This window comes from Caulobacter sp. UNC279MFTsu5.1 (genome assembly GCF_900114015.1).
Lineage (GTDB): Bacteria > Pseudomonadota > Alphaproteobacteria > Caulobacterales > Caulobacteraceae > Caulobacter.
Genome location: NZ_FORN01000018.1, coordinates 47224 through 72183, shown reverse-complemented (window position 1 = coordinate 72183; position 24960 = coordinate 47224). Strand labels below are relative to the sequence as shown.

General features: G+C 69.2%; 18 protein-coding genes. 8 read left to right on the top strand and 10 right to left on the bottom strand.

The window, feature by feature from the left end:
- Positions 1-93: 93 nt before the first annotated feature.
- Complete coding sequence (locus BM066_RS12200) at positions 94-2268, top strand: protein-disulfide reductase DsbD family protein (RefSeq protein WP_089928218.1); 2175 nt, start codon at positions 94-96, stop codon at positions 2266-2268.
- Between the two features lie 143 nt (positions 2269-2411).
- On the opposite strand, the gene BM066_RS12195 is transcribed toward BM066_RS12200, so the two are convergent.
- A complete protein-coding gene (locus tag BM066_RS12195) occupies positions 2412-3158 on the bottom strand; it encodes a DUF1353 domain-containing protein (RefSeq protein WP_177218446.1) in 747 nt (248 codons plus the stop codon).
- 109 nt (positions 3159-3267) lie between these two features.
- Entirely contained in the window at positions 3268-3759 is a 492-nt protein-coding gene (locus BM066_RS12190; protein ID WP_026176360.1) for a hypothetical protein, read from the bottom strand.
- Positions 3760-3880: 121 nt separating this feature from the next.
- On the opposite strand from BM066_RS12190, the gene pgi reads away from it, so the two are divergent.
- A complete protein-coding gene (gene pgi, locus BM066_RS12185) occupies positions 3881-5500 on the top strand; it encodes a glucose-6-phosphate isomerase (RefSeq protein WP_089928174.1) in 1620 nt (539 codons plus the stop codon).
- 167 nt (positions 5501-5667) lie between these two features.
- Here pgi and BM066_RS12180 read toward each other — a convergent pair whose 3' ends face one another.
- From BM066_RS12180 to BM066_RS26445, 3 genes are all read right to left on the bottom strand, one after another.
- Positions 5668-7740, bottom strand: coding sequence for a TonB-dependent receptor plug domain-containing protein (locus BM066_RS12180; RefSeq protein WP_089928170.1), 2073 nt, complete (start codon positions 7738-7740; stop codon positions 5668-5670).
- A 152-nt stretch (positions 7741-7892) separates the two neighbouring features.
- Positions 7893-8096 (bottom strand): hypothetical protein, encoded by a 204-nt coding sequence (locus tag BM066_RS12175; protein ID WP_018062063.1) that lies wholly within the window; start codon positions 8094-8096, stop codon positions 7893-7895.
- Positions 8097-9073: 977 nt separating this feature from the next.
- Positions 9074-10705 (bottom strand): hypothetical protein, encoded by a 1632-nt coding sequence (locus BM066_RS26445; RefSeq protein ID WP_177218445.1) that lies wholly within the window; start codon positions 10703-10705, stop codon positions 9074-9076.
- 389 nt (positions 10706-11094) lie between these two features.
- On the opposite strand from BM066_RS26445, the gene hisS reads away from it, so the two are divergent.
- From hisS to hisG, 3 genes are read left to right on the top strand one after another with little or no spacing between them, the layout of a single operon-like run.
- The gene (gene hisS / locus BM066_RS12170) at positions 11095-12579 is read left to right on the top strand and encodes a histidine--tRNA ligase (protein ID WP_018062061.1); all 1485 of its coding nucleotides are present in this window, start codon (positions 11095-11097) and stop codon (positions 12577-12579) included.
- A gap of 4 nt (positions 12580-12583) precedes the next feature.
- A complete protein-coding gene (locus tag BM066_RS12165) occupies positions 12584-13738 on the top strand; it encodes an ATP phosphoribosyltransferase regulatory subunit (protein ID WP_018062060.1) in 1155 nt (384 codons plus the stop codon).
- On the top strand, positions 13735-14700 hold the full coding sequence (hisG, locus tag BM066_RS12160) for an ATP phosphoribosyltransferase (RefSeq protein ID WP_049801101.1): 966 nt from the start codon (positions 13735-13737) through the stop codon (positions 14698-14700). Before BM066_RS12165 ends, hisG begins: the two co-directional genes overlap by 4 nt.
- Positions 14701-15092: 392 nt before the next feature.
- Here the strand turns inward: hisG and BM066_RS12155 are convergent, their stop codons facing one another.
- Entirely contained in the window at positions 15093-15965 is an 873-nt protein-coding gene (locus tag BM066_RS12155) for a LysR substrate-binding domain-containing protein (RefSeq protein ID WP_049801100.1), read from the bottom strand.
- Between the two features lie 90 nt (positions 15966-16055).
- On the opposite strand from BM066_RS12155, the gene BM066_RS12150 reads away from it, so the two are divergent.
- Positions 16056-16514: a DUF3237 domain-containing protein gene (locus BM066_RS12150; protein WP_018062057.1), complete on the top strand. Its 459-nt coding sequence runs from the start codon at positions 16056-16058 to the stop codon at positions 16512-16514.
- A 102-nt stretch (positions 16515-16616) separates the two neighbouring features.
- On the opposite strand, the gene BM066_RS12145 is transcribed toward BM066_RS12150, so the two are convergent.
- From BM066_RS12145 to ybaL, 3 genes are all read right to left on the bottom strand, one after another.
- The gene (locus tag BM066_RS12145) at positions 16617-18743 is read right to left on the bottom strand and encodes a M13 family metallopeptidase (protein WP_018062056.1); all 2127 of its coding nucleotides are present in this window, start codon (positions 18741-18743) and stop codon (positions 16617-16619) included.
- 81 nt (positions 18744-18824) lie between these two features.
- Positions 18825-19325 carry a copper chaperone PCu(A)C gene (locus BM066_RS12140; RefSeq protein WP_018062055.1) on the bottom strand — a complete coding sequence of 167 codons (501 nt, stop codon included), beginning with the start codon at positions 19323-19325 and terminating at the stop codon, positions 18825-18827.
- Positions 19326-19576: 251 nt separating this feature from the next.
- Entirely contained in the window at positions 19577-21229 is a 1653-nt protein-coding gene (gene ybaL / locus BM066_RS12135; protein WP_018062054.1) for a monovalent cation:proton antiporter-2 (CPA2) family protein, read from the bottom strand.
- Positions 21230-21300: 71 nt separating this feature from the next.
- Between ybaL and BM066_RS12130 the strand changes: the two genes are divergently transcribed.
- Together BM066_RS12130 and BM066_RS12125 are read left to right on the top strand one after the other, a co-directional pair.
- On the top strand, positions 21301-21564 hold the full coding sequence (locus BM066_RS12130; protein ID WP_049801103.1) for a helix-turn-helix transcriptional regulator: 264 nt from the start codon (positions 21301-21303) through the stop codon (positions 21562-21564).
- Positions 21565-21602: 38 nt separating this feature from the next.
- A complete protein-coding gene (locus tag BM066_RS12125) occupies positions 21603-23375 on the top strand; it encodes a cation:proton antiporter domain-containing protein (RefSeq protein ID WP_369823245.1) in 1773 nt (590 codons plus the stop codon).
- Between the two features lie 8 nt (positions 23376-23383).
- Here the strand turns inward: BM066_RS12125 and BM066_RS12120 are convergent, their stop codons facing one another.
- A complete protein-coding gene (locus tag BM066_RS12120; protein WP_018062051.1) occupies positions 23384-24883 on the bottom strand; it encodes a serine hydrolase domain-containing protein in 1500 nt (499 codons plus the stop codon).
- Positions 24884-24960: the final 77 nt, after the last annotated feature.

Below are 24960 nucleotides of genomic sequence, written 5' to 3'. Positions count from 1 at the left end.
CCTGATCACGACGGCTTGGCCATTGTCGAGAGCGCTTGGACAAGCCATGTGTCTTGCCGCGTCCTTGCCTTGGACCGCGCCTGGAACCTGTTCATGCCGCTCCGCAAACTGTTCGCCGTCCTGCCGGCGCTGGTGATCGCCCTGCTGCTGGGCGCGCCCGTCCTGACCGGAACGGCCCGGGCCGCGCCGGTCCAGACCGGGCACATCGAGGTCGAGCTGGTCTCGCAGGAAGCCGGCGCCGCCCCGGGCTCGACGGTCTATGTGGCCCTGCGCCAGAAGATCCAGCCCGGCTGGCACACCTATTGGCGCAATCCAGGCGACGCCGGCGACGCCACCCGCATCGTCTGGACCCTGCCGGCCGGCTGGACCGCCGGCGACATCGTCTGGCCGACCCCGGAGAAGAGCCGCGTCGGGCCGCTGCTGGACTTCGCCTATACCGGCGAGGTGCTGCTGCCCGTGCCGATCAGCGTGCCGGCCGACGCCCGGGTCGGCTCGGTCGTCACCCTGAAGGCCGCCGCCGCCTTCCTGGTCTGCGAGCAGGTCTGCGTGCCCGAGGATGCTGTCGTCACCCTGACCCTGCCGGTCGTGGCCGGCATGCCGGGGACCGATCCCAAGTGGGGCGCCAAGGTCGCCGAGACCCTGGCCAAGGCCCCCAAGCCGGCCGGGCTGAAGGCGGTGTTCGCGCTGCAGGGCGGCGTGCTGAAGCTGGCCGTGACCGGCGCGCCGCTGAAGGGCGCCGACGTGTCGGGCGCGTTCTTCTATCCCTATTCCGGCAAGGTCATCGAGCATCCGCCCGAGCAGGCGATCGAGCGCGGCCCCGAGGGCCTGACCCTGTCTCTGACCCCCGGCTACGATTTCACCCAGGCCGAGGCCAAGCCGACCGAGCTGGCCGGGGTGCTGGCCTTGAACGGCGCGGCCTACGAGGTCACCGCCACGCCGGGCGCGATCCCGGCCCAGGCCGGCGGCCTGGGCGCGCCGCCCGCTGCGCCGGCCAAGGCCCGCGGAGCGGCCGAAGGGGCCGCCCTGGGCCTGCCCCTGGCTCTGGCCTTCGCCTTCATCGGCGGCCTGATCCTCAACCTGATGCCCTGCGTCTTCCCGATCCTGTCGATGAAGGCCGCCAGCCTGACCGCCCACGCTCACCATGCCGGCCGAACCCGTGTCCAGGGCCTGGCCTTCCTGGCCGGGGTGGTCATCACCTTCCTTGTTCTGGCCGGCCTGCTGATCGCCGTGCGGGCCGGCGGCGCGGCCGTGGGCTGGGGCTTCCAGCTGCAGTCGCCGGCGGTGGTCGCGGGGCTGGCCCTGCTGATGCTGCTGGTGGCCTTGAACATGTCCGGCGTGTTCGAGGTCGGCGCTTCGGTGCAGGGCGTGGCTTCGGGCGCATCCGGCAACGGGATCGGCGGGTCGTTCCTGACCGGCGCCCTGGCCGTGCTGGTGGCCGCCCCGTGCACCGCGCCGTTCATGGCCGGGGCCCTGGGCTACGCCCTGACCCAGCCGCCGCTGCTGTCGCTGGCCGTGTTCCTGGGCCTGGCCCTGGGCTTCGCCGCGCCGTTCGTGATCCTGGCCTTCGCCCCCGCCCTGCTGGCTCGCCTGCCACGCCCGGGCCCGTGGATGGACGTGCTGAAGAAGGGCCTGGCCTTCCCGATGTACGCCACCGCCGCCTGGCTGGCCTGGGTCTACAGCCAGCAGACCGGCGGGATCCCCCTGGCCGCGCTGCTGGCGGCCAGCGTGCTGGTCGCCTTCGCCGCCTGGCTCTACGGCCTGGCCCAGGGCCGGCGCATCGAGGGGAAGGGCGCGTTGGTCCCGTTCGGGCTGGCGGCCCTGTCGCTGGTCGCGGCCGTCGCCCTGGTCGCGGTCGGCGTCCGCGCCGCGCCGGCCGTCGCGGCGGCCACGAGCGCCGAGGTCCCGGCCGGTCCCGGCCTGGCGTCCGAGGCCTGGAGTCCGGAAAAGGTCAAGGCGCTGCAAGCGCAGGGCAAGGTGGTGATGGTCGACTTCACCGCCGACTGGTGCGTGACCTGCAAGGTCAACGAGGGAACCGCCCTGAAGGGCCAGCGCGTGGTCGACGCCTTCAGGGCGTCGGACACCGTGCTGCTGCGCGCCGACTGGACCAAGCGCGACGCCACGATCGCCGCAGCCCTGGCCGAGCACGGCCGGGCCGGGGTGCCGCTGTACCTGGTCTATCCCAAGGGAAGCGGCGAGCCGGCGGTCCTGCCCCAGCTGTTGACCGAGGGCCTGGTGATCGAGGCGGTCGAAAAAGCCGCGAAGGGGTAGGAGTCCGCGTCACTTGCCCCCTACGGGTCGCTTCGCGACCGTCTTCCCCCAGAGGGGAAGAGCCTTCGGGATTGAGGCTCCGCCCCCTATGGGGGCGGACAGACCGCGAAGCGGTCAGGTGGGGGCAAGTATCGACCCACCCTCTACTTCTTCTTCTCGCCCTTGCTCCCGAACGGCAGCCGGTCCTTCACCTGGTCCAGCGGCGTCCGCGTCACCACCACCGGCGGCGGGGCGACCACGGTCGGGGCCTTGATCGGATAGGCCCGCCAGCCGCTCTGGATCAGGGCGCCGAAGCCCTGGCAGCGGGGCAGGATCCGCACCGCGCCGGTCCTGGGCTTGGGGAAGGGCGGGGGCTGGAACAGGTCCTGGCGCTTGGGGTCGGTGAACCGCCAGTCGGTGGGCAGGCCGTAGCCCTTGTCGCCGCCGATCCGCACGGCCTGATAGGCGATGTTGGCCTGGAACGGCGGCACGCCGTATTTCAGCATCGCCCGCAGGAAGATGGCGTCGGCCTCCTCGCGCTTGCCCGGCTCGCCGATCGTGTAGAGCCAGTCGTGGACGATGGCGGCCCGGGCCGTCGGGCCCTGCGGGTCGACGAAGCCCTGGCCGTACCAGGGCACGCTGGCGAAGTCGGTGACGTACCAGCGCGGCACCACGATGACCTTGCCGGTCTCGACGTCGCAATAGGGGAATTCGGCGTCCAGGGTGAACAGCTTGCGGCCGTCCTTGGTCTGGTTGAACAGCATCACCGGCTGCGGGGTCAGCGAGCTGGGCGGGGTCGGGGCGACGACCGGCACGAAGACCGTGGTCTTGGTCTCGGTGGCGCAGCCGGCCAGGGCCAGGCCCAGGACGAGGGCGGCGAGCGGTAGGGGACGCTTGAAGGTCAACGGCATGATCGGCGGGGGGGTCTCGGGCGGAGCCGACCTTCTGGACGGCGAGCTGCGCCTTATCAAGCCTCGATGGCGAAGGTGCGGCGACGGCCCTACGGCACGCTGGACCCGCCTAAGCCGCCGGCTGCGGCGGGGCGGTGATCACCTCGACGTTGTCGTTCAGCAGATAGACCATGTCGCGCAGGGCCAGGTCCTGGTCCTTGACGGTCCTGGCTTCGCCCACGGCCTTCAGCTTCTCGGGCAGGTCCTGGCTGATGCCGCGCAGGATGCATTTGAGGTCGTCGACCGCCCCGCGCTCCTTCAGGGTCACGTGGCCCTTCATGTCCAGGGCCGACAGCTCGGCGATCTTGCCCTGGAAGACGTCGAAGCCCTTCAGGGCGGCGGCGACGGCGGCCGGGTCCTTGGGCAGGCCGGCGCGATAGGCCTCGGCCTGGGCCTTCAGACCCTTGGCGCGGCCGACGATGTCGATGAACAGCGGCTCGCCGGCCACCGAGGCCGGGGCCTGGCCGGACTGGACCACGGCGGGGGCGGGGCCCGCCTGGACGTCCGGACTGAACGAAGCGAACCAGAGCATGGCGGAAAAGGCGACGGCGTCACAGGACATGGAGCTCTCCCCGCGAAAAACGTCATTGGTCTTCATGACGCGGCGGCAGGGGTTTGGTAAGCCCGCCCGGGTAAACGCCGATTTACCAGACCCCGTGACCCCTCGCATGAAGGAACGCCGCATGGCCGATCTCGACGCCGCCTGGAACCGCCTGGAAGCCGCCGCCAAGGCCGCCGGCGAAAAGCGCATCGTCGAGATGTTCGACGCCGAGCCCCGGCGGCTGGAGACCCTGACGCTGGACGTCGCCGGCCTGCACGTCGACCTCAGCAAGCAGGCCTGGGACGAGGCCGGCCTCGAGGCGGCGCTGGACCTGGCCCACGCGGCCGACGTCGAAGGCGCCCGGGCGGCGATGTTCGGCGGCGCGGCGATCAACAGCTCCGAGGGCCGCGCCGTCCTGCACACCGCCCTGCGCGCCAAGGCCGACGCCGACGTCAAGGCCGGCGGCGCGCCCGTCATGGCCGAGGTCGAGGCCGTCCGCGCCCGGATGAAGGCCTTCGCCGAGGCCGTCCGCTCCGGCGAGATCAAGGGCGCCACCGGCAAGCCGTTCAAGGCCATCCTGCACATCGGCATCGGCGGCAGCGACCTGGGCCCCCGCCTGCTGTGGGACGCCCTGCGGCCGGTCAAGCCGCAGATCGACCTGCGCTTCGTGGCCAATGTCGACGGCGCCGAGTTCGCCCTGACCACGGCCGACATGGATCCGGAACAGACCCTGGTCATCGTGGTCTCCAAGACCTTCACCACCCAGGAGACCCTGGCCAACGCCGGCGCCGCCCGCGCCTGGCTGGCCGCCGCCCTGGGCGAGACCGGCGCCAACCAGCACCTGGCCGCCATCTCCACCGCCCTGGACAAGACCGCCGCCTTCGGCGTGGCCGACGATCGCGTGTTCGGCTTCTGGGACTGGGTCGGCGGCCGCTATTCGCTGTGGTCGTCGGTCAGCCTGTCGGTGGCCGTGGCCTGTGGCTGGGACGTCTTCCAGGGCTTCCTGGACGGCGCCGCCGAGATGGACGCCCACTTCCGCACCGCCTCGCTGGAGGCCAACGCCCCGGTGCTGATCGCCCTGGCCCAGATCTTCAACCGCAACGGCCTGGACCGCCGCGCCCGCTCGGTCGTGCCCTATTCGCACCGCCTGCGCCGCCTGGCCTCGTTCCTCCAGCAGCTGGAGATGGAGAGCAACGGCAAGTCGGTCGGGCCCGACGGCCGGCCGGTCAAGCGCGGCACCGCCACCGTGGTGTTCGGCGACGAGGGCACCAACGTCCAGCACGCCTATTTCCAGTGCATGCACCAGGGAACCGACATCACCCCGATGGAGCTGATCGGCGTCGCCAAGTCCGACGAGGGACCGGCCGGCATGCACGAGAAGCTGCTGTCCAACCTGCTGGCCCAGGCCGAGGCGTTCATGGTGGGGCGGACCACGGAAGACGTCGTCGCCGAGCTGACCGCCAAGGGCGTCTCCGAGGCCGAGATCGCGACCCTGGCCCCGCAGCGCACCTTCGCCGGCAACCGGCCGTCGACCCTGGTGCTGATGGACCGCCTGACCCCCCGCACCTTCGGCGCCCTGATCGCCCTCTACGAGCACAAGACCTTCGTCGAGGGGGTGATCTGGGGGATCAACAGCTTCGACCAGTGGGGCGTCGAGCTGGGCAAGGTGATGGCCGGCCGCATCCTGCCCGAGCTGGAAAGCGGGGCGGCGGGGAGCCACGATCCGTCGACGGCGGCGCTGATCGGGCGGCTAAAAAAATAGACCTCGCCCCAACCTCCGCTCATCCCGGCGAATGCCGGGACCCAGATGGAATGGCGGTGTGGCTGACGCCATAAGCGCTGAGCCTCTCCAATCAGCCACACGGCTTTGGGATCTGGGTCCCGGCATTCGCCGGGATGAGCGGAGTTAAAGAGTGGTCCATCGCCGTCTCAGAACGTCTTCCTCACCCGCAGCGTCCAGAACGTCCGCGGGTTGATGTCGCGCTCCTCGCTGAACGCCACCGCCCGGGTGTCGCGGTCGGCGTAGACCGTGCGGCGGACGACGAAGTCGTCCCACATGTTCAGCTGGGCGCGCAGGGCTAGGGTCGGGGTCGGCTTGTATTCGACGAAGGTCTCGAAATAGGCCGCGCCGCGCCAGCCGCCGGTCTGGTCGGGGTCGAAGGTGTCCCGGCCCAGCTTCGGCAGCCAGTTGATCCCCCACTGGGTCTTCCAGGCGGCGATGTCCTGCTGGAAGCCGATATTGGCCTGGGTCGGGCGCACCTCCGAGATCGGCCGGTCCTTGTGGGTGGTCGGGTCGGTGACGTGGGTCTCGTTCCAGTCGTTCTTGAAGGTGAAGCGGCCGCCCTTGATCCCCCACCGGTCGGTCGGGACCACGATGTTGACCGACAGCCGGTCCAGCGTGCCGTTGCCGATGTTGCCGACCGCCGACAGGCCGCCGGGCAGGGGCATGCGGTCGATCACGTCGATGATCTCGTCGTGGCGATAGCCCACCGAGACGATGCCCTCGCCCCAGAACCGCCGCTCGAAGGTGATCTCCGAGATCCAGCGCTGCTCGGGCCGCAGGTCGACATTGCCGCCATAGACATTGCCGTCGTCGAGGTCGGACGAGGCGGCGAAGTCCTCGAAGTCCAGCTGGCCCAGCTCGCGCTCGAAGCGGACCCGCACCTGGTGGTTGGCCTTGGGCGTCCAGGTCGCCTGGAAGCGCGGCTTGGCGTAGAAGAAGCTCTCCTTGTTCGAGGCGTCGCCCGACTGCTTGATCGTCGAGGTCTCCAGCCGCAGGCCGCCCTCCAGGGTCAGCTTGGGATTGACCCGCCAGGTGGCCTTGGTGAAGGCCTCGCCGCGCAGCTCCTCCACCTTGACCGAGGCGCTGGGCAGGTCGACCGGCGTCCCGTTCTCGGCATAGGTCTGGTGGGTGTCGAGCATGTTGTAGGCCAGCTCGCCGCCGGCCTCGATCGTCAGGGCCGCGCCGGGCTCGTGGCGGACCAGGGCGCGGACGATCGATTCCGAGGAGTCGCCCTTGGCCGTGAAGCGCTGGTCCAGGCCCTGCTCGCTGTCGCCGCCGGTCGCCACGTCGTCGAAGCTTTCGAACTGGTGGATGACCCGGGTCTCCAGCGTCCATTTCGGCTTCAGCGGCCGAATATAGGTCACGCCCAGCTCGCCCGACTTGGTGTCCTCGGCGTAGGCGCTGTCGCGCAGCACGCCCGGCGAACTGATCTTCTGCCACTCCTTCCAGTCATGGACCCCGTACTCGGCCGTGGCCTCGACCTTGCCGCCGGCCAGCGGGCCCGAATAGTTGACCCGCGCCGAGTCGCTGCCGCCCCAGCCGTCGTTGGCGAAGGCCTCGTCGCGCAGCACCTTCCCGGCCCCGTCGCGGCGGATGCTGCGGCCCACGCCGTTGGAGTCGCTGGTCGAGGTGCCGTCGCTCAGCAGCACGCTCCAGCTGCGCTCGCCGCTCTTGGCGGTGAACTGGTAGCTGCCGCCCCAGACGTCGTGGCCGCCGTCGAACAGGCCGGCGTTCCAGGTGACGATCGACTGGCGGCTGGCGGCCGACTTCAGGATCACGTTCACCACCACCGAATAGCCCTGCATATCGATGCCCGGCGCCCCGCCGCGGATCAGCTCGATGCGGTCGACCTGGCTGGCCGGGGTGCGCTCCAGCACGTCCGAGCCGGCGTCGTTCTTCGAGGCCGGGCGGTTGTTGTTGATCAGGATGTTGCCGACCGCCCCCTCGAAGCCGCGCGTCCCGGCCCCGTCGTCGACCGTGAAGCCGGGCACCCGGTCGACCATGTCCAGGGCGGTGTTGGGCCGCTGGGCGGCGAAGAAGTCGGGGGTGAAGACCAGCACGCCCTTCTGGGCCGCGTCGTCCAGCGGGGCCTGGCTGGTCGGGCCGGTCGGGACCGGGGCCTGGGCGGCCTGCGGCGCCCCCTCGGCGGCGTGGGCCGCCGCGCCGGCGGTCAGCAGCAGGGCGGCGGCGGTGGTCGCCAGCAGCATGGTCTTGGTCATCGTGTCATCCCCTCAGATGTCGCGATAACTGCCGACCCCGGACCTTCACCTCAAGTTACAAGCCGGAAAGGTGGATTACTTCGAGGACACATTACACGGTGTTCATGTTCGTGGACTGTGAGGGGCTGTGGATAACACTGGTGAAGCCGCCGTTAAGACTTGGAGAGATCTGGAAAAATCTCGACATAGGGCGGGTCGTCGGGCACGGGCGGGAATTCGGCGATCCGCCCTTCGAGATAGACCAGGTGCTTGTAGGCCTTGCGGCGTTCCAGCTCCGCGTGGGCCGCGCGCAGGGCGGCGTCGATGTCGATCCTGGCGGCCGGACCGGCCGGGGTCTGGGGGCGATGTCTGGCCATGGAAGGCTCTCCGTGGAAAGAGGCTCCGCCCCTCTGGGGGCGGACAGACCGCGAAGCGGTCAGGTGGGGGCAAGGGGCGGCGGACACGGTTTGTCGATCTCACGCGGAAACCCGCTGAGGCTTGGGGGGGCGGCGGAGCGTCCGGGCCATGCCCGGTGTAGGATTTGGAGTGTACCGTTTCGACAGGGCCGGAACGCTCCGCGCGGCCGGTGGACGAGAGCCTTCGGATCGCGGATTTTTAACCCGCTCCGATGGAGGCCCCCGGCGGGCGGAGGGGCGACGTACCCCGTCCGGACCGCGCGGGCGATTTCAGCCCGCGCCTGCCGCGTTTCGCCGATCCTTCGCCGGCCGGGTTTCGTCCCGATGTTTCAGGGAACCTGCCCGGACCGCGCGAAGCGTCACTCAAGACCACCGACGAGCGCTTCCCGCTCGACCGCCCCCGCCACCCGCCAGGTCGCCAGCTGGACGGCCTCCCCGGTGGTGGGGCGAGGTCAAGTATGGGGGCGGTTTCGGACTCCGAGGACCAATTCGGGTCTTTTAGGGCGTTGATCGGATTGGGGTTTGGAGTCGATCGCCCGAGGATAAAGACGGGTCGGTCCCCTCTCCCCTTGCGGGAGAGGGTGGCCCGAAGGGCCGGGTGAGGGGTCTCGCGGGCCTTTCCGACAGGCCTTTCGACCCCTCATCCGTCGGCCTGCGGCCGCCACCTTCTCCCGCAAGGGGAGAAGGGTCACCGCGCCCTACTCCCTAGGTTGGGCCGAACCTTACATCTCTCGAAGGCTGCAGCGTGCAGGACGGGACGGGTTGGTCAAGGACGGCGCCCCGCGCCGCCGCGCCGCGGCCGCCCTCCGGGCGGTCCTTGAGCAACCCGTACCGTCCTGCGATCGTCTCGCCGTGAGATGTGATGGGGATTTGGTTGCTCGAAGTCCCGCATAAATCATGTCTCCGTACTGGAGGCGTCCGTATTGTTGATATTCAGACTAGTTTGTTCTGTTATTTGGCAGGTGCGATGGCATTTTTCCCACAACGTGACGCTTGTTTCTCTCATCCCAAAAATAGTAAATACGAAACTGGTAGGCGTTATTATATCCGTTTCCATGTTTAAGGTGGTCAAATAGGACGCGGGTATCGCCATCGTAGTTTATGCTGTATTGAGGTCTACGTTTAGCTTCGTCTCGATCAACAAAGCATGCTGAGTCCTCAACTCCAATTTCGGCGAGCTTATTTTTAACTTCTAATTTTAGCTGTGAATCATTCTTAATCCTCGCGGGTGTCATGTAGTCTTTCATAATCAATAGAGACTTCTCTATGAGCTCCAGCATATTTTTATTGCCGTTTTTCTTGCAATCCTTAAGGGCAGATTGGTGTATATAGACAGCGTCTTGAAGTACTTCTTCTGCCCAATCTTCAAGATCTTCGTAGGATTCCAATCTGCGGGGCGGTGCCAGCGCGTGGTCTTCTTCTTTTTCGCCTTCAGATAAATATTTTGAAAATCGGTGCTTGTTTTCAAGGCGGATGTTTTCCGCTTTGAGTCGTTCAACCTCTCGCTCCGCTTCTAGGCGACGATCTTGCTCTTCCAGCGCTAGGCTGTGCCATTCGTCGCGCTCTTCGGCGTACTCATTGACCAAGTTTAGAGCTTGCTCAAGTTCCACTTGAGGAGACGGCGCGTCGTGACTACTATCCTTTTCCTCTCGGCGGCTGGCGTCCCTTACTGTTGAATAGCGCGGAAAGGAAAATTCCGATCTATCCAGGAATGCTGCTTGCAGGACGCGACTTGTTATTTGCCTTATGAGGGTTCCTGGCGGTTTGGCATTTTTCAGCCATAGGGGGTGTGCAAATGGGTCTTCTGTCGCTTCGGTAAGGCCGGGCTCATAGAGTCGTACGGCTCCATTGAAGGCGGACATGCGCTTCCCAATAGTACGCTGTAATTCACTTATGGCATCGTTGTCTAAATGATAGATATGTGACGATCCGCCCACCCTTTTCGAAATGTTATTTGGAGAGATATATGTATTTCCGTTATCATCATTAGTTATTATTATTACCGGTAATCGTCTGTTAGATGAGTATATAAGTTCAACTATATCGGGGATGTCCCTTATATTCGATATTTCGATGTAATCGGAAAGGGGGCGGTTGTCGGCCTCTGCCGCTAATTCGCCCAACACGCGCTGGACGACATTTGGGCGTGTAATTTCGAAGGCTGGGGATTCGCCCCTTTTTACACAGGTAACCTGCGCCCCGAAGCGGGTCATCCTTCCTACGCGTTTCTCTACGAAGAACTCGGAAATCCAAGTTCTAGGAAAGTTTGGTTCTGGCCAGTCGAGGCGTGCCGCCCATAAGTTTCCATCGCGAGCCGTAAGGCGGACAGCCTTGGTGGGGTTTGCGCCAATTTCGTCTGTGATGTCGAAGGTCTGGCCTTCCCAAGCTGCATTTGGAAGCGAAGTGCCAGATCTTTGATGGCCGTTCCCGGTCGGTTCAGCGGCCATCCATTCAACCGCAAGCTTTACGCATCGGTCGAAGGAATCCGTATCCGAAAGTTCAAACCAAACTCTCGAAACCGGCTGAATATGCGAACGAGCGAAACGAGAAAGCGTCAGCGCTTCAATCAAGTTGACCTCCCCGAGCGATTTCGAAGCATGCCTATCCGCTTCTGTATGGCGGATTTTGCTGAGCTTCGACTCTTGAGCTTTTGGATAGCTGGTGTTTGGGCCTCTTGACCAGTTTATGATTGTTGCGAGTTGATCCAAGGAGGGCGTGCTGCTCGCAAAATGGAATGCCGAGCCCTCACCCCTTCCCCCATCGCCCCCTATCCGCTACAAGCCCCGCCACCATGACCCGCCTGCCGCATCATCACGGCCGCCACCACCATCCGACCTCGCCTCGCGGGATCGGCCGGGTCCGTTCGCTCTAGCGACAGCCCAGCCGCAGCCCCGCCCAAGGCGGATGGGGCTTCGTACGAGCGCCATCCGTCGAGACCTACGATCAGGACCCGACGCGCATGACCGACCAGCCAGACACCTCCGGCGAGACCTTCCGTCCCGAAGCCCGCAACCCGCGCGGCTTCGCCGACAAGCGCGCCCGCGACCTGCGGGCCGAGCGGGCGATCCTGGAGGCGGTGTCGGCCGTCTACGAGCGCTACGGCTTCGAGGCGCTGGACACCGGGGCGTTCGAATATGCCGACGCCCTGGGCAAGTTCCTGCCCGACAGCGACCGTCCCAACGAGGGGGTGTTCGCCCTGCAGGACGACGATGACCAGTGGATGGCGCTGCGCTACGACCTGACCGCGCCCCTGGCCCGCTTCGCCGCCCAGCACTGGGAGACCCTGCCCAAGCCGTTCCGCCGCTACGCCTTCGGGCCGGTGTGGCGCAACGAGAAGCCGGGGCCGGGCCGGTTCCGCGAGTTCATCCAGTGCGACGCCGACACCGTCGGCTCGGCCCGTCCGGAGGCCGACGCCGAGATCATCGCCATGGCCGTCGAGGGGCTGGAGGCGGCCGGCCTGCCGCGCGGGGCGGCGGTGCTGAAGATCAACAATAGGAAGCTCCTGAACGGCCTGCTGACCGCGGCCGGGGTCGAGACCCAGGGCCAGAAGCTGGCCGTGCTGCGCGCCGTCGACAAGCTGGACCGCCTGGGCGTCGAGGGCGTGCGCCTGCTGCTGGGCGAGGGCCGGCTGGACGAGAGCGGCGCCTTCACCAAGGGCGCGGGCCTGGTCGGCAAGGCGGTCGACTCGGTGCTGGACTTCGTCCAGGCGGGGAGCGGCGGCCGGTCCGAGACGCTGGCCAAGATCGCCGACGTGATCGGCGGCTCGGCCGAGGGCGACGCGGGGCTGGACGAGCTGGCCAAGATCGACGCGGCCCTGAAGAGCCTGGGCGTGGCCGACGACCAGGCGCTGTTTGAGCCGTCGATCGTCCGGGGACTGGAATACTACACCGGCGCGGTGTTCGAGGCCGAGCTCTTGCTGTCGACCACGGACGACAAGGGTGCCAAGGTCAGCTTCGGCTCGATCGGCGGCGGCGGGCGCTATGACGACCTGGTGGCGCGGTTCACCGGCCAGTCGACCCCGGCCACGGGCTTCTCGTTCGGCGTCTCGCGCCTGGCGGCGGCGCTGCGGGCGGCCGGGCGCGAGCCGGGCGGGGCGGCGCGCGGGCCGGTGGTGGTCATCGCCTTCGACCAGGCCCACATGGGCGAATATTTCGCCGTGGCCGGCGAGCTGCGCGCGGCGGGGATCTCGGCCGAGGTCTATCTCGGGACCTCGGGCATGCGGCCGCAGATGAAATACGCCGACCGCCGGCTGTCGCCGGCCGCCATCATGCTGGGCGGCGACGAGATCGCGGCCGGCACGGTGACCATCAAGGACTTGGATCTTGGCCGCGAGCTGGCCTCCGGCATCGCCGACAACGCCGCCTGGAAGGCCGAGCGGCCCGGCCAGCAGACCATCCCGCGCGGCGAACTGGTCGCGGCGGTGCGCAAGATCATCGGGGGTTGATGTCGTGAGGCTCGAGCGTTCCATTCCGGCGGAGGCGCTCGCCGCCATCCGCGCCCCGTTCCTGTCGGCCGGGGCCGCCCCGACCGACGCGCCGGTGCTGCAGCCCCTGGGCCTGTTGCTGGACCTGGCCGGCGAGGCCATGCGCTCGCGATTGTTCGTGGTCTCGGGCGACGCGGGCGAGGAGGCCTGCCTGCGCCCCGACTTCACCGTCGCCATCGCCCGCCAGCACCTGGCCGGCGGCGCGGGCGAAGGCCGCTACTTCTACGAAGGCAAGGCGTTCCGCGTCGCGCCGCGGGGCGGCGACCGGGCCGAGGAGTTCCTGCAGCTCGGGGTCGAGGCCTTCGAGTCCGGCGACCCCGTGGGCGCCGACGCCGAGATCGCCGCCCTGGCCTGGGCGGCCTCGGCGGCCGGCGGGCGCGGCGACCTGACCCTGCTGCTGGGCGACGTCAGCCTGTTCGGGGCCTTCGTCGACAGCCTGGGCCTGACCCCGCCGCTGGGCGCGCGGCTGAAGCGGGCGTTCGGCAAGCCGCGCCAGCTGCGGATCGAGCTGGACGGCGGCGACGGCGGCGGCCAGGCGCCGGGCGAGGAGAAGAGCCGCATCGCCGCCCTGCTGGCCGGCCTGCCCGAGGCCGAGGCCTCGGCGGTGCTGCAGGAGCTGTGGAGCCTGGCCGGCATCGAGCCGGTCGGCGGCCGTCGTCCGGCCGAGATCGCCCACCGCCTGGTCGAGCGCGCCCAGGCCGCGCAGACCGGCCGGCTGTCGGTCGGCGAGGCCGACGCCGTGCGGGCCTTCCTGGCGGTCGGCGACCGTCCGGACGCGGCCCTGGACGCCATCTCGGCCTTGGGCGGCCCGCAGCGGGCGGGGCTGGACGCGGCCCTGGACGGCTGGCGCCGGCGGCTGGCCGGCCTGGTCGCGCGCGGCGTGCCCGAGGACCGCCTGCGCCTGGCCGCCGCCTTCGGCCGGGCCTTCGGCTATTACGACGGCTTCCTATTCGAGGTGCGCAGCGCCGCCCTCGACGAGGAGCGGCCGGTGGCGGCCGGCGGCCGCTATGACGGCCTGCCCGCGCGGCTCGATGCGACAAGAGTGGGGGCGGAGACGAAAACCGGCGCCGTGGGCTGCATGGTGCGCCCGGCGCGAGCCTATGCGGGAGGCGGCGAATGAGCGCGACCCAAGCAACGCCCATGATCTTCGCCATCCCGTCCAAGGGCCGGCTGAAGGACCAGGTCGAGGCCTGGCTGGCCGAGTGCGGCTTCAAGCTGGAGATGTCGGGCGGCGCGCGCGGCTATTCGGCCGAGCTGTCGGGCCTGCCGGGGGTGTCGGTGCGGCTGCTGTCGGCCGGCGACATCGCCGCGGGGCTGGACAGCGGCGAGCTGCACCTGGGCGTCACCGGCGAGGACCTGCTGCGCGAGCGGGGCGAGGACATGGACGCGCGGGTCATGCTGCTGCGGGCCCTGGGCTTCGGCCGCGCCGACCTGGTGGTCACCGCTCCCAAGAGCTGGCTGGACGTCGACACCATGGCCGACGTCGACGAGGTCGGTCACGCCCACCTGGCCAAGACCGGCCGGCGTCTGCGCGTGGCCACCAAGTACGTCACCCAGACCCGGGCCTTCTTCGCCCGCCACGGCGTGGCCGACTACCGGATCGTCGAGAGCAGCGGGGCCACCGAGGGGGCGCCGGCGGCCGGCGCGGCCGAGCTGGTGGTCGACATCACCACCACCGGCGCGACCCTGGCGGCCAACGGGCTGAAGATCCTGTCCGACGGGGTGATCCTGAAGAGCCAGGCCCAGCTGACCGCCTCGCTGATCACGCCGTGGACGGAGGAGCAGGTCGGGTCGCTGGCCCGGCTGTTGTCCGTGGTCGAAGCCAAGGGTCGGGCGGCCAAGCTGGCCACCCTGGTCTGGCCGGCCGAGCAGGACGCGGCGGGCCAGGCGGCCGTGGCCCCGTTCGTCGGCCAGGGCGCGCGACGGGCCAACGGGGCCCTGCTGGCCGCGGCCGACCTGTTCGAGGCCGCCGCCGCCCTGGGGGCGGCCGGGGTCGAGCCGGTCACCGTCTCGCGTCCGGACTATGTCTTCGAGTCGCGGTCGGCGGTGCTGGACAGGCTGCGGGATCGGCTGTTTCGGTAAGTTTTGACTGGGTTGTCAAAAATTTGCTGAGAGATCGGCGATAAGTTTGACCCGCTGGTCCAATCTAACCGTTTTGTGTCAAAAATATCGTCGGTCGTCGCGGATTCACGATGGTTGCCGTTGACACCATCTCGGATTTGCCGTTTCTAACCCTTGCAAGGAAGAAACGAGCCCACAGAGAGCTCCCTTCCTTCGGCGTTTCGGGGAGGAAACGCCCACCTAGATCGAATGATCGAGAAATAGCTGGACCCGTCGCGATTATCCCCCGCGACGGGTTTAGTGTTTTTGGGCTCGATTTCAGGTTTTTGACGGACTCGATAAAAATGGCGGTTTCCTCGGGAGCCGCCTTTTTCTTGTCGCCGGATCGCCGCGGGCGAGCGGCGGTGGCGCGTCTACCTGGACTTCGGCGACTGCGGGGCCTGGGACAGCAGCCACGCCACGAAGCCGGCCGGTTCAGGCCGCGTCTCCGCCTCGTGCAGCAGCGCGAAATGCCAATCGGCGTCGACCAGGGTATGGGCGAACGGCGCGACCAGGCGGCCGTCATCCAGCATCGGTTGGAACAGGCTGCGGGGCAGCAGCGCCACGCCCTGGCCGGCCAGGGCGGAGGCCGCGTTCAGCTCGTGGCTGGGATAGTCCACGGCGGCGAACCGAAACCGGGCGTCGTCGGGCGCGCCGGCCTCGCGCAGCCATCGCGGCCAATCCGGATGCGGCAGCAGGATCAGTCCCTCCAGGTCCGTGGGCTGGACGATGCGGCGCCGCGCGGCCTGGTCCGGGTCGAGCATCGGCGTCAGGTCGACGGGAAACAGCGGGTGTGAGGTCCAGTCCGGCCAGGGACCGCTGCCGGTTCGGACGGCGATGTCGAAGTCGCGCCCGGGCCGCAGGTCCGTCGAGACGTCGAGCTCGATCGCCACGCCGGGATGGTCGGCCTGATACCGGTCCACGCGCGGCGCCAGCCAGCGGGCGGCGAAGGTCGGCGGAGCCGTGACGCGGATGACCGGACAGGCGCGGTGGAAGGCCTCCAGCGCCTGGTCGATGTCGCCCAGGGCCCGGTCGACGCGCCCCGCCAGGGCGATCGCGTCCTGTGTCGCGGTCACGCGCGGCCCCCTGCGCACGAACAGCGGCTTTCCAAGGTCCTGCTCCAGCGTGCGGATGCGCAGGCTGACGGCGGCGGGGGTCAGGAACAGGGTCTTCGCCGCCGCGGCGAAGCTGCCGGACCGCACGCATTCGCTCAAGACCCGCAGGGATTCCAAGGAGGGACGCTTCACAAACTCTCCTTGTCGTAACCGCAAGAAACCCGCGTTTTGCCGTCGCCCCCGAGGGTGTCAGAAGAGCCCGCCTAGATAGGAGGTAGGAATTTGTCCCTGCAAGCCCGTCCGCTCTTCGACCTGACCCTCCACCTGCATCCGGTGATCGAACTGGGGCGCACGCCGGCCGGCGAGCGTCGCATCTACCCCGTGTCCGGCGGCGCCTTCGAGGGCGACCGCTTGAAGGGCGAGGTGTCCCCGCTCATCGGCTCCGATCTGCTGCTGCTGAGGGCCGACGGCGCCTTCCAGCAGGATGTTCGCCTGCTCCTGACGACCGACGACGGCGCCCCGATCCTGATGACCTATCGCGGCGTCCGCCGGGCTTCGGCGGAGGTCGACCAACGTCTCTCCCGCGGGGAGATCGTCGACAGCGCGGAATATTACCTGCGCACCACGCCTTATTTCGAGACGTCGTCGGACCGGTACGGCTGGCTCAACGGCATCGTCGCCGTCGCGCGGGGCGGCCGGATCCCGGGCGGCGTCCGCTACGAGGTGCACGAGATCCTGTGACCTGGCCCTGGCGCTTCCCATGTTCGACAGTCCGTCGATGATCCTTGATCATCGCCGGGCCCCGGCCGGCAGGGCCCGGCTTCCGAACTCGAGGATGCCTGCCTACCAGATGTCCACCCGGTCCTCCGGCGCCACGTACAGCTTGTCGCCCGGCTTGACGTCGAAGGCCTTGTACCAGCCGTCCTGGTTCCGGATCGTGCCGTTGACGCGGTAGTAGGCCGGCGAGTGGGGGTCGCTGACCACCTGCTGGCGCAGGGCGTCGTCGCGGATCTTCGAGCGCCAGACCTGGGCCCAGCCCAGATAGACCCGCTGGTCGCCGGTGAAGCCGTCGATCACCGGGGCCGGCTTGCCGCCCAGCGAGGCGTGATAGGCCTGCAGGGCGAAGGCCAGGCCGCCCATGTCGCCGATGTTCTCGCCCATGGTCAGCTGGCCATTGACCTTGGCGCCGGGCAGAGGCTCGAAGGCGCCGTACTGGGCGCCCAGCTTGTCGGCCTGGGCCTTGAACTTGGCGGCGTCCTCGGCGGTCCACCAGTCGCGCAGCACGCCCTTGCCGTCCGACTTGCGGCCCTGGTCGTCGAAGCCGTGGCTGATCTCGTGGCCGATCACCCCGCCGATGCCGCCGTAGTTGACGGCCGGGTCGGCGTCCGGATGGAAGAACGGGGCCTGCAGGATGGCGGCCGGGAAGACGATCTCGTTGTTGACCGAATTGTAGTAGGCGTTGACCGTCTGCGGGGTCATGCCCCACTCGGTCTTGTCGACCGGCTGGTTCAGCCGTTCGACGTCGTGGCGCCATTCGAAGGCGCCGGAGCGCAGGGCGTTGCCGTAGACGTCGTCGGCCTTGATCACCAGCTTGGAATAGTCGCGCCACTTGTCGGGATAGCCGATCTTGACGGTGAACTGGGCCAGCTTGTCCTCGGCCTGGGCCTTGGTCTGCGGCGACATCCAGTCCAGCGTCTCCAGGCGGGCCTTCAGCACGCCGCGGATGTTGTCGACCAGGTCGATCATCTTGGCCTTGGACTCGGGCGGGAAGTAGCGGGCCACATAGACGCGGCCGACCGCCTCGCCCAGCTGGTCGTTGACCGACGCCACGGCGCGCTTCCAGCGCGGCTTCTGCTCGGGCTGGCCGGCCAGGGTCTTGTTGCGGAACGCGAAGCTGGCGTCGACGAAGCGCTTGGACAGCAGCGGCGCGGCGCCGTCGGCGACCTTGAACGCCTGCCAGGCCTTCAGGGTGTCCAGCGGCGTGTCGGCGTAGATCTTGGCGAACTTGGGGAACGCGGTGTTGGTGGTCACCACCACGCGGTCGATCTGGGGCAGCTCGGTCCCGACCAGGTAGCGGTTCCAGGCGAAGCCCGGGGTCAGCTCCTGGAGCTGGGCCAGGGTCATGGGGTTGTAGGTCTTGTCGCGGTCGCGACGCTCGGCGCGAGTCCAGGAGGCCTCGGCCAGCTGGGTCTCGAAGGCGACGATGGCCTTGGCGTTCTCGGCGGGCTTGTCCCAGCCGATCATGGTCAGGATCTGCGCGACATAGGCCTCGTAGGCGGTCTTCTTCTCGGCGAACTTGGCGTCGAGATAATAGTCGCGGTCGGGCAGGCTGAGGCCGCCGGTCGCGGCGTAGACAGCGTAGCGCGTGGGGTTCTTGGCGTCGGGGCTGATGCCCAGGCCCAGGATCGCCGAGAAGCCGGTGGTGGGGTTGCGGCCCATCAGGGCGGTGAAGTCGTCCTTGGTCCCGACCTTGCGGATGTCGGCCAGCTCCGGGGCGATCGGCTTGGCGTCCAGCTTCTCCGCCAGGGCCTCGTCCATGAACGCCCTGTAGGCGGCGCCGATCTTGACCGTGTCGGCGTCGGGTGTCTTGCTCGCGGCGGCTTCGGTGATGATCGCCCTGGTGCGGGCCTCCGACAGCTCGGCCAGCTTGTCGAAATTGCCGTAGCGGGTGCGGTCGCTGGGGATGGCGGTGTTGGCGTCCCAGGTCCCGTTGGCGTACTTGTAGAAGTCGTCGCCCGGCCTGGCCGAGCGGTCCATGCCCGTCACGTCGAAGCCCCAGTCGCCATAGCGCGGCGACTCCAGCGACATCGTCGCCGGGCCGGCGGCCGGCGCGTCGGCGGCGACGAACAGCGATTGCAGGGTGCAGGCGTCGTTCAGGCAGGCGTGGTCGTGGTCCTCGCGGGCGTTCGCCCCGAAGGCCGCCAGGGACAGCGCGGCCATGGCGGCGGCGGCGAACCAGATTCGTTTCATGAAGTCGCGATCCGTTGAAAAACCGAACCGTGACTTGGCCATCAACCGGGGCGTTTCGTCCCTTACTTTTTTGTCATGTTTTCAGTGGTCGTGGTGCATGTCAGCCATAGGATCCGCCGCGGCCGGGGCGGCGCCGGCTTTCGGGGCGCCCGATTCCACCGCCAGCTCGATGCGGATCCGCCGCCCGCCGTCGAACACCAGGGTCAGCGGCACCTTGCCGCCCACGGCCTGGGCGCGGGTCAGGCCCGTCAGCATCAGGTGATAGCCGCCGGGCGCGAAGGCGACGCTGGCGCCCGGCGCGATCTTCAGGGGGCCGGTCACCGGCCGCATCGACGAGATCCCGCCCTCCTGGCTGGTCTGGTGCACGGTCACCGCGCGGGCCGCCGGGCTCTGGACCATCAGCAGCTTGACGGGCTTGCCGCCGACATTGACCAGGGTCAGGTAGCCGACGCCGTTCGCGCCGGCCCGGGCGGGCCGGGTCCACGGATGGCGAATCTCGATCCCGCCGACGCGATAGTCGCCGGCGTAGGCGGGGGCGGTGAAGGTCAAGGCGGCGGCGAAGGCGAGGGCGAAGCGGTTCATGGCGTGTCTCCACAGCGGGACTTCATGCCCGACATGACGGGCGGTGGTGGTGCGGCCTGTTGAGCTGGCGGCCGATCGGGCTTCGATCGAACCCGACCCCTGAAATGGTCATCCCGGCCGTAGCGCAGCGAAGCGCCGGGGCCCAGGACCTCCGCGGTGCGTCGATCCCTGGGGTCCCAGACAGCCTCTTCGAGGCTTCCGGGATGATAACGGCTTTTTGCCGCCGATGGTCTTCCAAGCGTCGACCGCCCCTAATGCACCGAGGCCGCCGCCGCCGCCCGTTTCGGGGCCAGGGCCAGCATGCCGCGGGCGATCTCCTGCTCGCCGATCAGGGCGTGGTCGGCCCCCATCTGCGTCAGCAGGTCGACATCGTTGTCGGTATAGGCCCGGGCGACGATCTTGACGGCCGGGTTGGCGGCGCGGGCCTGCTCGATGATCCGGGCGGCCTCGAACGGGCTGGGCACGGCGACGAACAGGTGGGTGGCCTCGGCCAGGCCGGCCCGCAGCAGCACTTCGGGGCGCACGGCGTTGCCCTGGATGACCTCGAAACCGCCGGCCCGCAGGTCGTCGGCCCGCTCGCCCTCGTCCTCGATCACCACCAGCGGCATGCGGCCCTTCAGCCCCTCGGCCACGGCCTTGCCGACCCGGCCGTAGCCGACCAGCACGCCGTGCGGGCGGGCCGCCGCCGCCGGGGCGACGGGCTCGCCGGCCCGGCCGACCAGCCTGGGCAGGACCTTGTCCAGCAGGGCGAACAGCGCCGGGTTGATCAGGATCGACAGGATGGCCCCGGCCAGGATCAGGTCCTGGCCGTCCTTGGGCAGCAGTTTCAGCGACACGCCCAGCCCGGCCAGGATGAACGAGAACTCGCCGATCTGGGCCAGGCTGGCCGAGATGGTCAGGGCCACGCTCTGCGGCCGCTTGAAGGCGACGACGATCAGCCAGGCGGCCAGCGACTTGCCGACCACGATGATCGCCAGGGTGGCCAGCACGGCCAGGGGCTCGCGCAGGATCACCGACCAGTTGAACAGCATGCCGATCGATACGAAGAACAGCACCGCGAAGGCGTCGCGCAGCGGCAGGGTCTCGTTGGCCGCCTGCTGCGACAGCTCGCTCTCGGCCATGATCATGCCGGCGAAGAAGGCCCCCAGGGCGAACGACACGCCGAACAGCGCGGCCGAGCCGAACGCCACGCCCAGGGCGATGGCCAGCACCGCCAGGCGGAACAGCTCGCGCGAGCCGGTGTGGGCGATGCGGTGCAGGATCCACGGGATCACCCGGCGGCCGACGATCAGCATCAGGGCGACGAAGGCGGCGACCTTGCCGATGGTGATGGCGAAGGCCCCCGCGACGCCGCCTGGCCCCGGCGGCGGGGCCTCGCCGCCCAGGATCCCCGACAAGGCCGGCAGCAGCACCAGGGCCAGCACCATGGCCAGGTCCTCGACGATCAGCCAGCCGACGGCGATGCGGCCGCGGTCGGTCTCGATCAGCCGCCGCTCCTGCAGGGCGCGCAGCAGCACCACGGTCGACGCCACCGACAGGGCCAGGCCGAACACGACGCCCGCCCCCAGGGTCCAGCCCAGCAGGTGGGCCAGGCCGATCCCCATCACCGTGGCGGCCAGGATCTGCACCACGGCGCCGGGGATGGCGATCTTGCGCACCGCCATCAGGTCCTTGACCGAGAAGTGCAGCCCGACCCCGAACATCAGCAGGATCACCCCGATCTCGGCCAGCTGCGGCGCCAGCTCCTGGTCGGCCACATAGCCGGGGGTGAACGGCCCGACGACCACGCCGGCCACCAGGTAGCCGACCAGCACGGGCAGCTTCAGGCGGTTGGCGATGGCCCCGAACACGAAGGCCAGGCCCAGGCCCGCGACGATGGTGGCGATCAGCGAGGTGTGATGCAAAGGCTCTCCTTGACGGTCAACATTTTCGGGCGTACTCAACCAATATGGGCGACGTTATCCAGGAGCGCCAGATGCCCCACGCAAAAATCCTCCTGCCGGCCCAGTGCCGCGGCGCGCGCGGCCTGCTCAGCTGGTCGCAGGGCGAGCTGGCCGACCGGGCCGGGGTGTCGCGCAGCACGGTCAAGGATTTCGAGACCGAGCGCCACGCCCTGCACCATAGCACCGAACGCCTACTGATCGACGCGCTGGAGGCCGGCGGCGTCGCGCTGATCCCGCCTGGAAACGACCAGGGGGCCGAGGCCGGGGCGGGCGTAAGACTGAAGATCGCCAGCTAGGAACGCGCGAAGAGGGGCAAGACCACGTGAGCCATGCGATGTCGCCGGCGGACTACAAGGACCTGGTGCTGTTCCTGGCCACGGCGGGCATCGTCGCGCCGCTGTTCAAGCGGCTGAAGCTGAACCCCATCCTCGGCTTCCTGATCGCCGGCGTCATCCTGGGGCCGTTCGGCCTGGGGGCGCTGAGCCGCGGCTTGCCCTGGCTGGACTACGTCACCGTCGACAACCCGCAGGAAATCGCCCAGCTGGCCGAGTTCGGGGTGGTGTTCCTGCTGTTCATGATCGGGCTGGAGCTGTCGTGGGAGCGGCTGCGGCTGATGCGCAAGCTGGTCTTCGGCCTGGGCGCCCTGCAGATGATCGGCTGCTCCCTGGCCCTGGGCGGCGTCGCCATGGTCCTGGGCCAGCCGCCGGTGGCGGCCCTGGCGATCGGCGCGGCCCTGACCCTGTCGTCGACCGCCATCGCCGTGCCGGTGCTGGTCGAGCGCAAGCGCCTGCATTCCGAGGGCGGACGGGCGACCTTCTCGGTGCTGCTGTTCCAGGACCTGGCGGTGGCGCCGATCCTGATCACCCTGGCGATCCTGGGCCGGGGCGACGGGACCTTCACCCTGCGCGACCTGCTGGCCCTGGGGCCGGCCGTGGTCGGGCTGGGCGCGATCGTGCTGTTCGGCCGCCTGGCCCTGCGGCCGATGATGCGCTCGGTGGCGAAAGCCAAGAGCGAAGAGATGTTCATGGCCGCCTGCCTGCTGGTGATCATCGGCGCGGGGCTGGTGGCGTCGCTGTCGGGCCTGTCGATGGCGCTCGGCGCCTTCGTGGCCGGGATCCTGCTGGCCGAGACCGAGTACCGCCACGAGGTCGAGGTCAAGATCGAGCCGTTCAAGGGCCTGCTGCTCAGCCTGTTCTTCGTGTCGCTGGGCATCCGCCTGGACCTGTCGCTGCTGGTCGCCTCGCCGGCCTTCGTGCTGGCCGTCGCCGCCGGCCTGATCGGGGTCAAGGGTGTGATGGTGATGGGGATGGGCCGCCTCTTCGGCCTGTCGAGCCGGGCGGCGATCGAGGCGGCCCTGACCCTGGCGGCAGGCGGCGAGTTCGCCTTCGTGATCCTGGACAACGCCATGGGCGCGGGCGTCGTCTCCGGCCAGGTCGGCCAGGCCGTGCTGGTGGCCGCCACCCTGACCATGTTCCTGATCCCGCTGCTGGCGGGGATCGGCGGGCGGCTGGCCAAGCGCGCCGCGGTCCCGGTCAGCGAGGCGCCCGAGATTCCCGAGCACCAGGGCGAGGAGCCGCAGGGCCGGGTGCTGGTCGTCGGCTACGGCCGGGTCGGCCGGCTGGTCGGCGACATGCTGGACCGCCACGACCTGCCCTGGATCGCCATCGACCGCGACCCCGGCTTCGTCCAGCAGGGCCGCCGCAACGGCCACCAGGTCTATTTCGGCGACGCCTCGCGGGTGGAGCTGCTCGAGCGCTGCGGCCTCGACTACGCCCGGGCCGTGGTGGTGACCATGGACTCGCCGGACGCCGCCGAGGCGGTGGTGGCCACCGCGCGCGGCCACCGCCCCGACCTGACCATCGTCGCCCGGGCCCGCGACGCCCGCCACGCCGCCCGGCTCTACGAGCTGGGCGCCACCGACGCCGTGCCCGAGACCATCGAGGCGTCGCTGCAATTGTCGGAAGCCGTGCTGGTCGACATCGGCGTGCCCATGGGCCTGGTCATCGCCTCGATCCACGAGCGGCGGGACGAGTACCGCAAGGTCCTGAACCGCCCGGACGCCCTGGGCGGCAAGCGCAAGCGGCTTAGGGACGCGGGCAGGACGTAGCGCGGCGTCTACTGGCCGGCCGATATCCGCGCGATCATCTTCTCGGCGTTGTCGTTGGCCGGGTTGAGCGCCAGCGACCGGCGGTACTCCGCGACGGCCTGGGTCTTGTCGCCCGCGGCCGCCAGCGCTTCGGCGTAGCTGTCATGGGCGTTCCAGCTGTCGGGGCGCTGGGCGGCATTGTAGCCGAGCATCGCCCTGGCCTCCGTCGGGCGCGGCGCGCGCAGCAGGCGGTAGCCCCAGGCGTTGACGTAGTCCTCGCTGAGGTGCAGCTCCGGGAAGCGGCGGCGCGTGTCGGCGACGGTCGCGCCGACGTCGGCGTAGCGGCTCCGCTCCAGCGCGGCCTCCAGCGCCACGAGGCCGCGGGGCCGGCCGAACAGCGCCTCGTGCGCGGCGTCGGCGGCCGACTGCAGCGCGTCCTGCAAGCCCGCGCGATTGGCGAGCAGGACGATCCCGTAGCCCTGGCCCGGATAGAAGTCGCAATAGCTCGAGAAGCCGAAGGTGCCGCCGCTGTGGCGCAGGTAGACCTGGCTGTCGGCGGTCTTGGCGATCATCCAGTGGAAGCCGATCGCGGCGGCGTCGGGCGAACCCCAGGCCGGCTGGTGGGTCAGGGCGATGGCCGGGTCGCGGGCGGCCAGCTGGGCGGCGAGATAGCGCGCCATGTCCGCCGCCGAATAGCGCAAGCCCCCGGCCGCGCGGATGACGGGCGCGGCGAGCGCGGGCGTCGCGGGGCCGCTGTGATCGTAGCCCAGCGCGAGCAAGGCGGGCGGCGGCGCGGCCGCGCCGGAGCCCATGCCCAGCGGCGTCTCGACATATTGGGCGAGCAGCGCCTCGTAGGGGCGGCCATAGAGGCGCTCAAGCACGATCCCGACCAGCTGCGAGGCGACGTTGGAATGGCGCGGGACCCGGCCGGGGGTGTCGACCAGGCTGGCCGTGCGCAGGTCGGCCATCAGCGTTTGCGACGTATAGCCGTCGAGGAGCTTGGCGGCGATGAACGGGATTTCCGCCGGCTTGGCGCCCCCGACGGCCTGGCGCCAGTCGGGCAGGCTGTCCGGCAGGGCCGAGGTGGTGTCGACCAGGTCGATCAGCCGCACGGGGCGGCCGTCGCGCTCGAGATTGTCGTAGCCCGGCGGCAGGTGGCGGCGCACGTCGTCGGACGCGGCGGCCTTTCCCTCGCCGATCGCATGGGCCAGCAGCAGGCCGGTGAACGTCTTGGAGATCGAACCGATCTCGTAGACGCTGCGCTCGGTCGCGGGCGTTCGGGCGTCGCGGGCGATGACGCCGGCATTGTGGAAGCGCGTGCGGCCGCCGTGCACGACGGCGACGGAGAGGCCGTCGGCGCGGCCCGCCCGCACGAATTCCGCGACCAGCGCGCCGACCGGATCGACCGCGTCCGCCGCGTTCGCCGCTCCTGAAAGCGCCAGCGGAATCGCCGGCGCCAGGGCGAGAAGCTCGCGTCGAGCCAGGCCGTTCGAATGCGGGGGCGAGGATTTCGGGTCGGTCGATCTCATCAACGCGGTCCGCTGCTGGGGCTCATGGACGCGAGGGCGCCGCTGTCGGGCGCCGCCTGGCGTCGCCGCGCAGCTTA

Bases quoted from the DNA above. Each gene is read 5' to 3' on its own strand.
- BM066_RS12200 (WP_089928218.1), top strand. From the start codon at position 94: ATGCCGCTCCGCAAACTGTTCGCCGTCCTGCCGGCGCTGGTGATCGCC.
- BM066_RS12195 (WP_177218446.1), bottom strand. From the start codon at position 3,158: ATGCCGTTGACCTTCAAGCGTCCCCTACCGCTCGCCGCCCTCGTCCTG.
- BM066_RS12190 (WP_026176360.1), bottom strand. From the start codon at position 3,759: ATGTCCTGTGACGCCGTCGCCTTTTCCGCCATGCTCTGGTTCGCTTCG.
- pgi (WP_089928174.1), top strand. From the start codon at position 3,881: ATGGCCGATCTCGACGCCGCCTGGAACCGCCTGGAAGCCGCCGCCAAG.
- BM066_RS12180 (WP_089928170.1), bottom strand. From the start codon at position 7,740: ATGACCAAGACCATGCTGCTGGCGACCACCGCCGCCGCCCTGCTGCTG.
- BM066_RS12175 (WP_018062063.1), bottom strand. From the start codon at position 8,096: ATGGCCAGACATCGCCCCCAGACCCCGGCCGGTCCGGCCGCCAGGATC.
- hisS (WP_018062061.1), top strand. From the start codon at position 11,095: ATGACCGACCAGCCAGACACCTCCGGCGAGACCTTCCGTCCCGAAGCC.
- hisG (WP_049801101.1), top strand. From the start codon at position 13,735: ATGAGCGCGACCCAAGCAACGCCCATGATCTTCGCCATCCCGTCCAAG.
- BM066_RS12145 (WP_018062056.1), bottom strand. From the start codon at position 18,743: ATGAAACGAATCTGGTTCGCCGCCGCCGCCATGGCCGCGCTGTCCCTG.
- BM066_RS12140 (WP_018062055.1), bottom strand. From the start codon at position 19,325: ATGAACCGCTTCGCCCTCGCCTTCGCCGCCGCCTTGACCTTCACCGCC.
- BM066_RS12130 (WP_049801103.1), top strand. From the start codon at position 21,301: ATGCCCCACGCAAAAATCCTCCTGCCGGCCCAGTGCCGCGGCGCGCGC.
- BM066_RS12125 (WP_369823245.1), top strand. From the start codon at position 21,603: ATGTCGCCGGCGGACTACAAGGACCTGGTGCTGTTCCTGGCCACGGCG.
- BM066_RS12120 (WP_018062051.1), bottom strand. From the start codon at position 24,883: ATGAGATCGACCGACCCGAAATCCTCGCCCCCGCATTCGAACGGCCTG.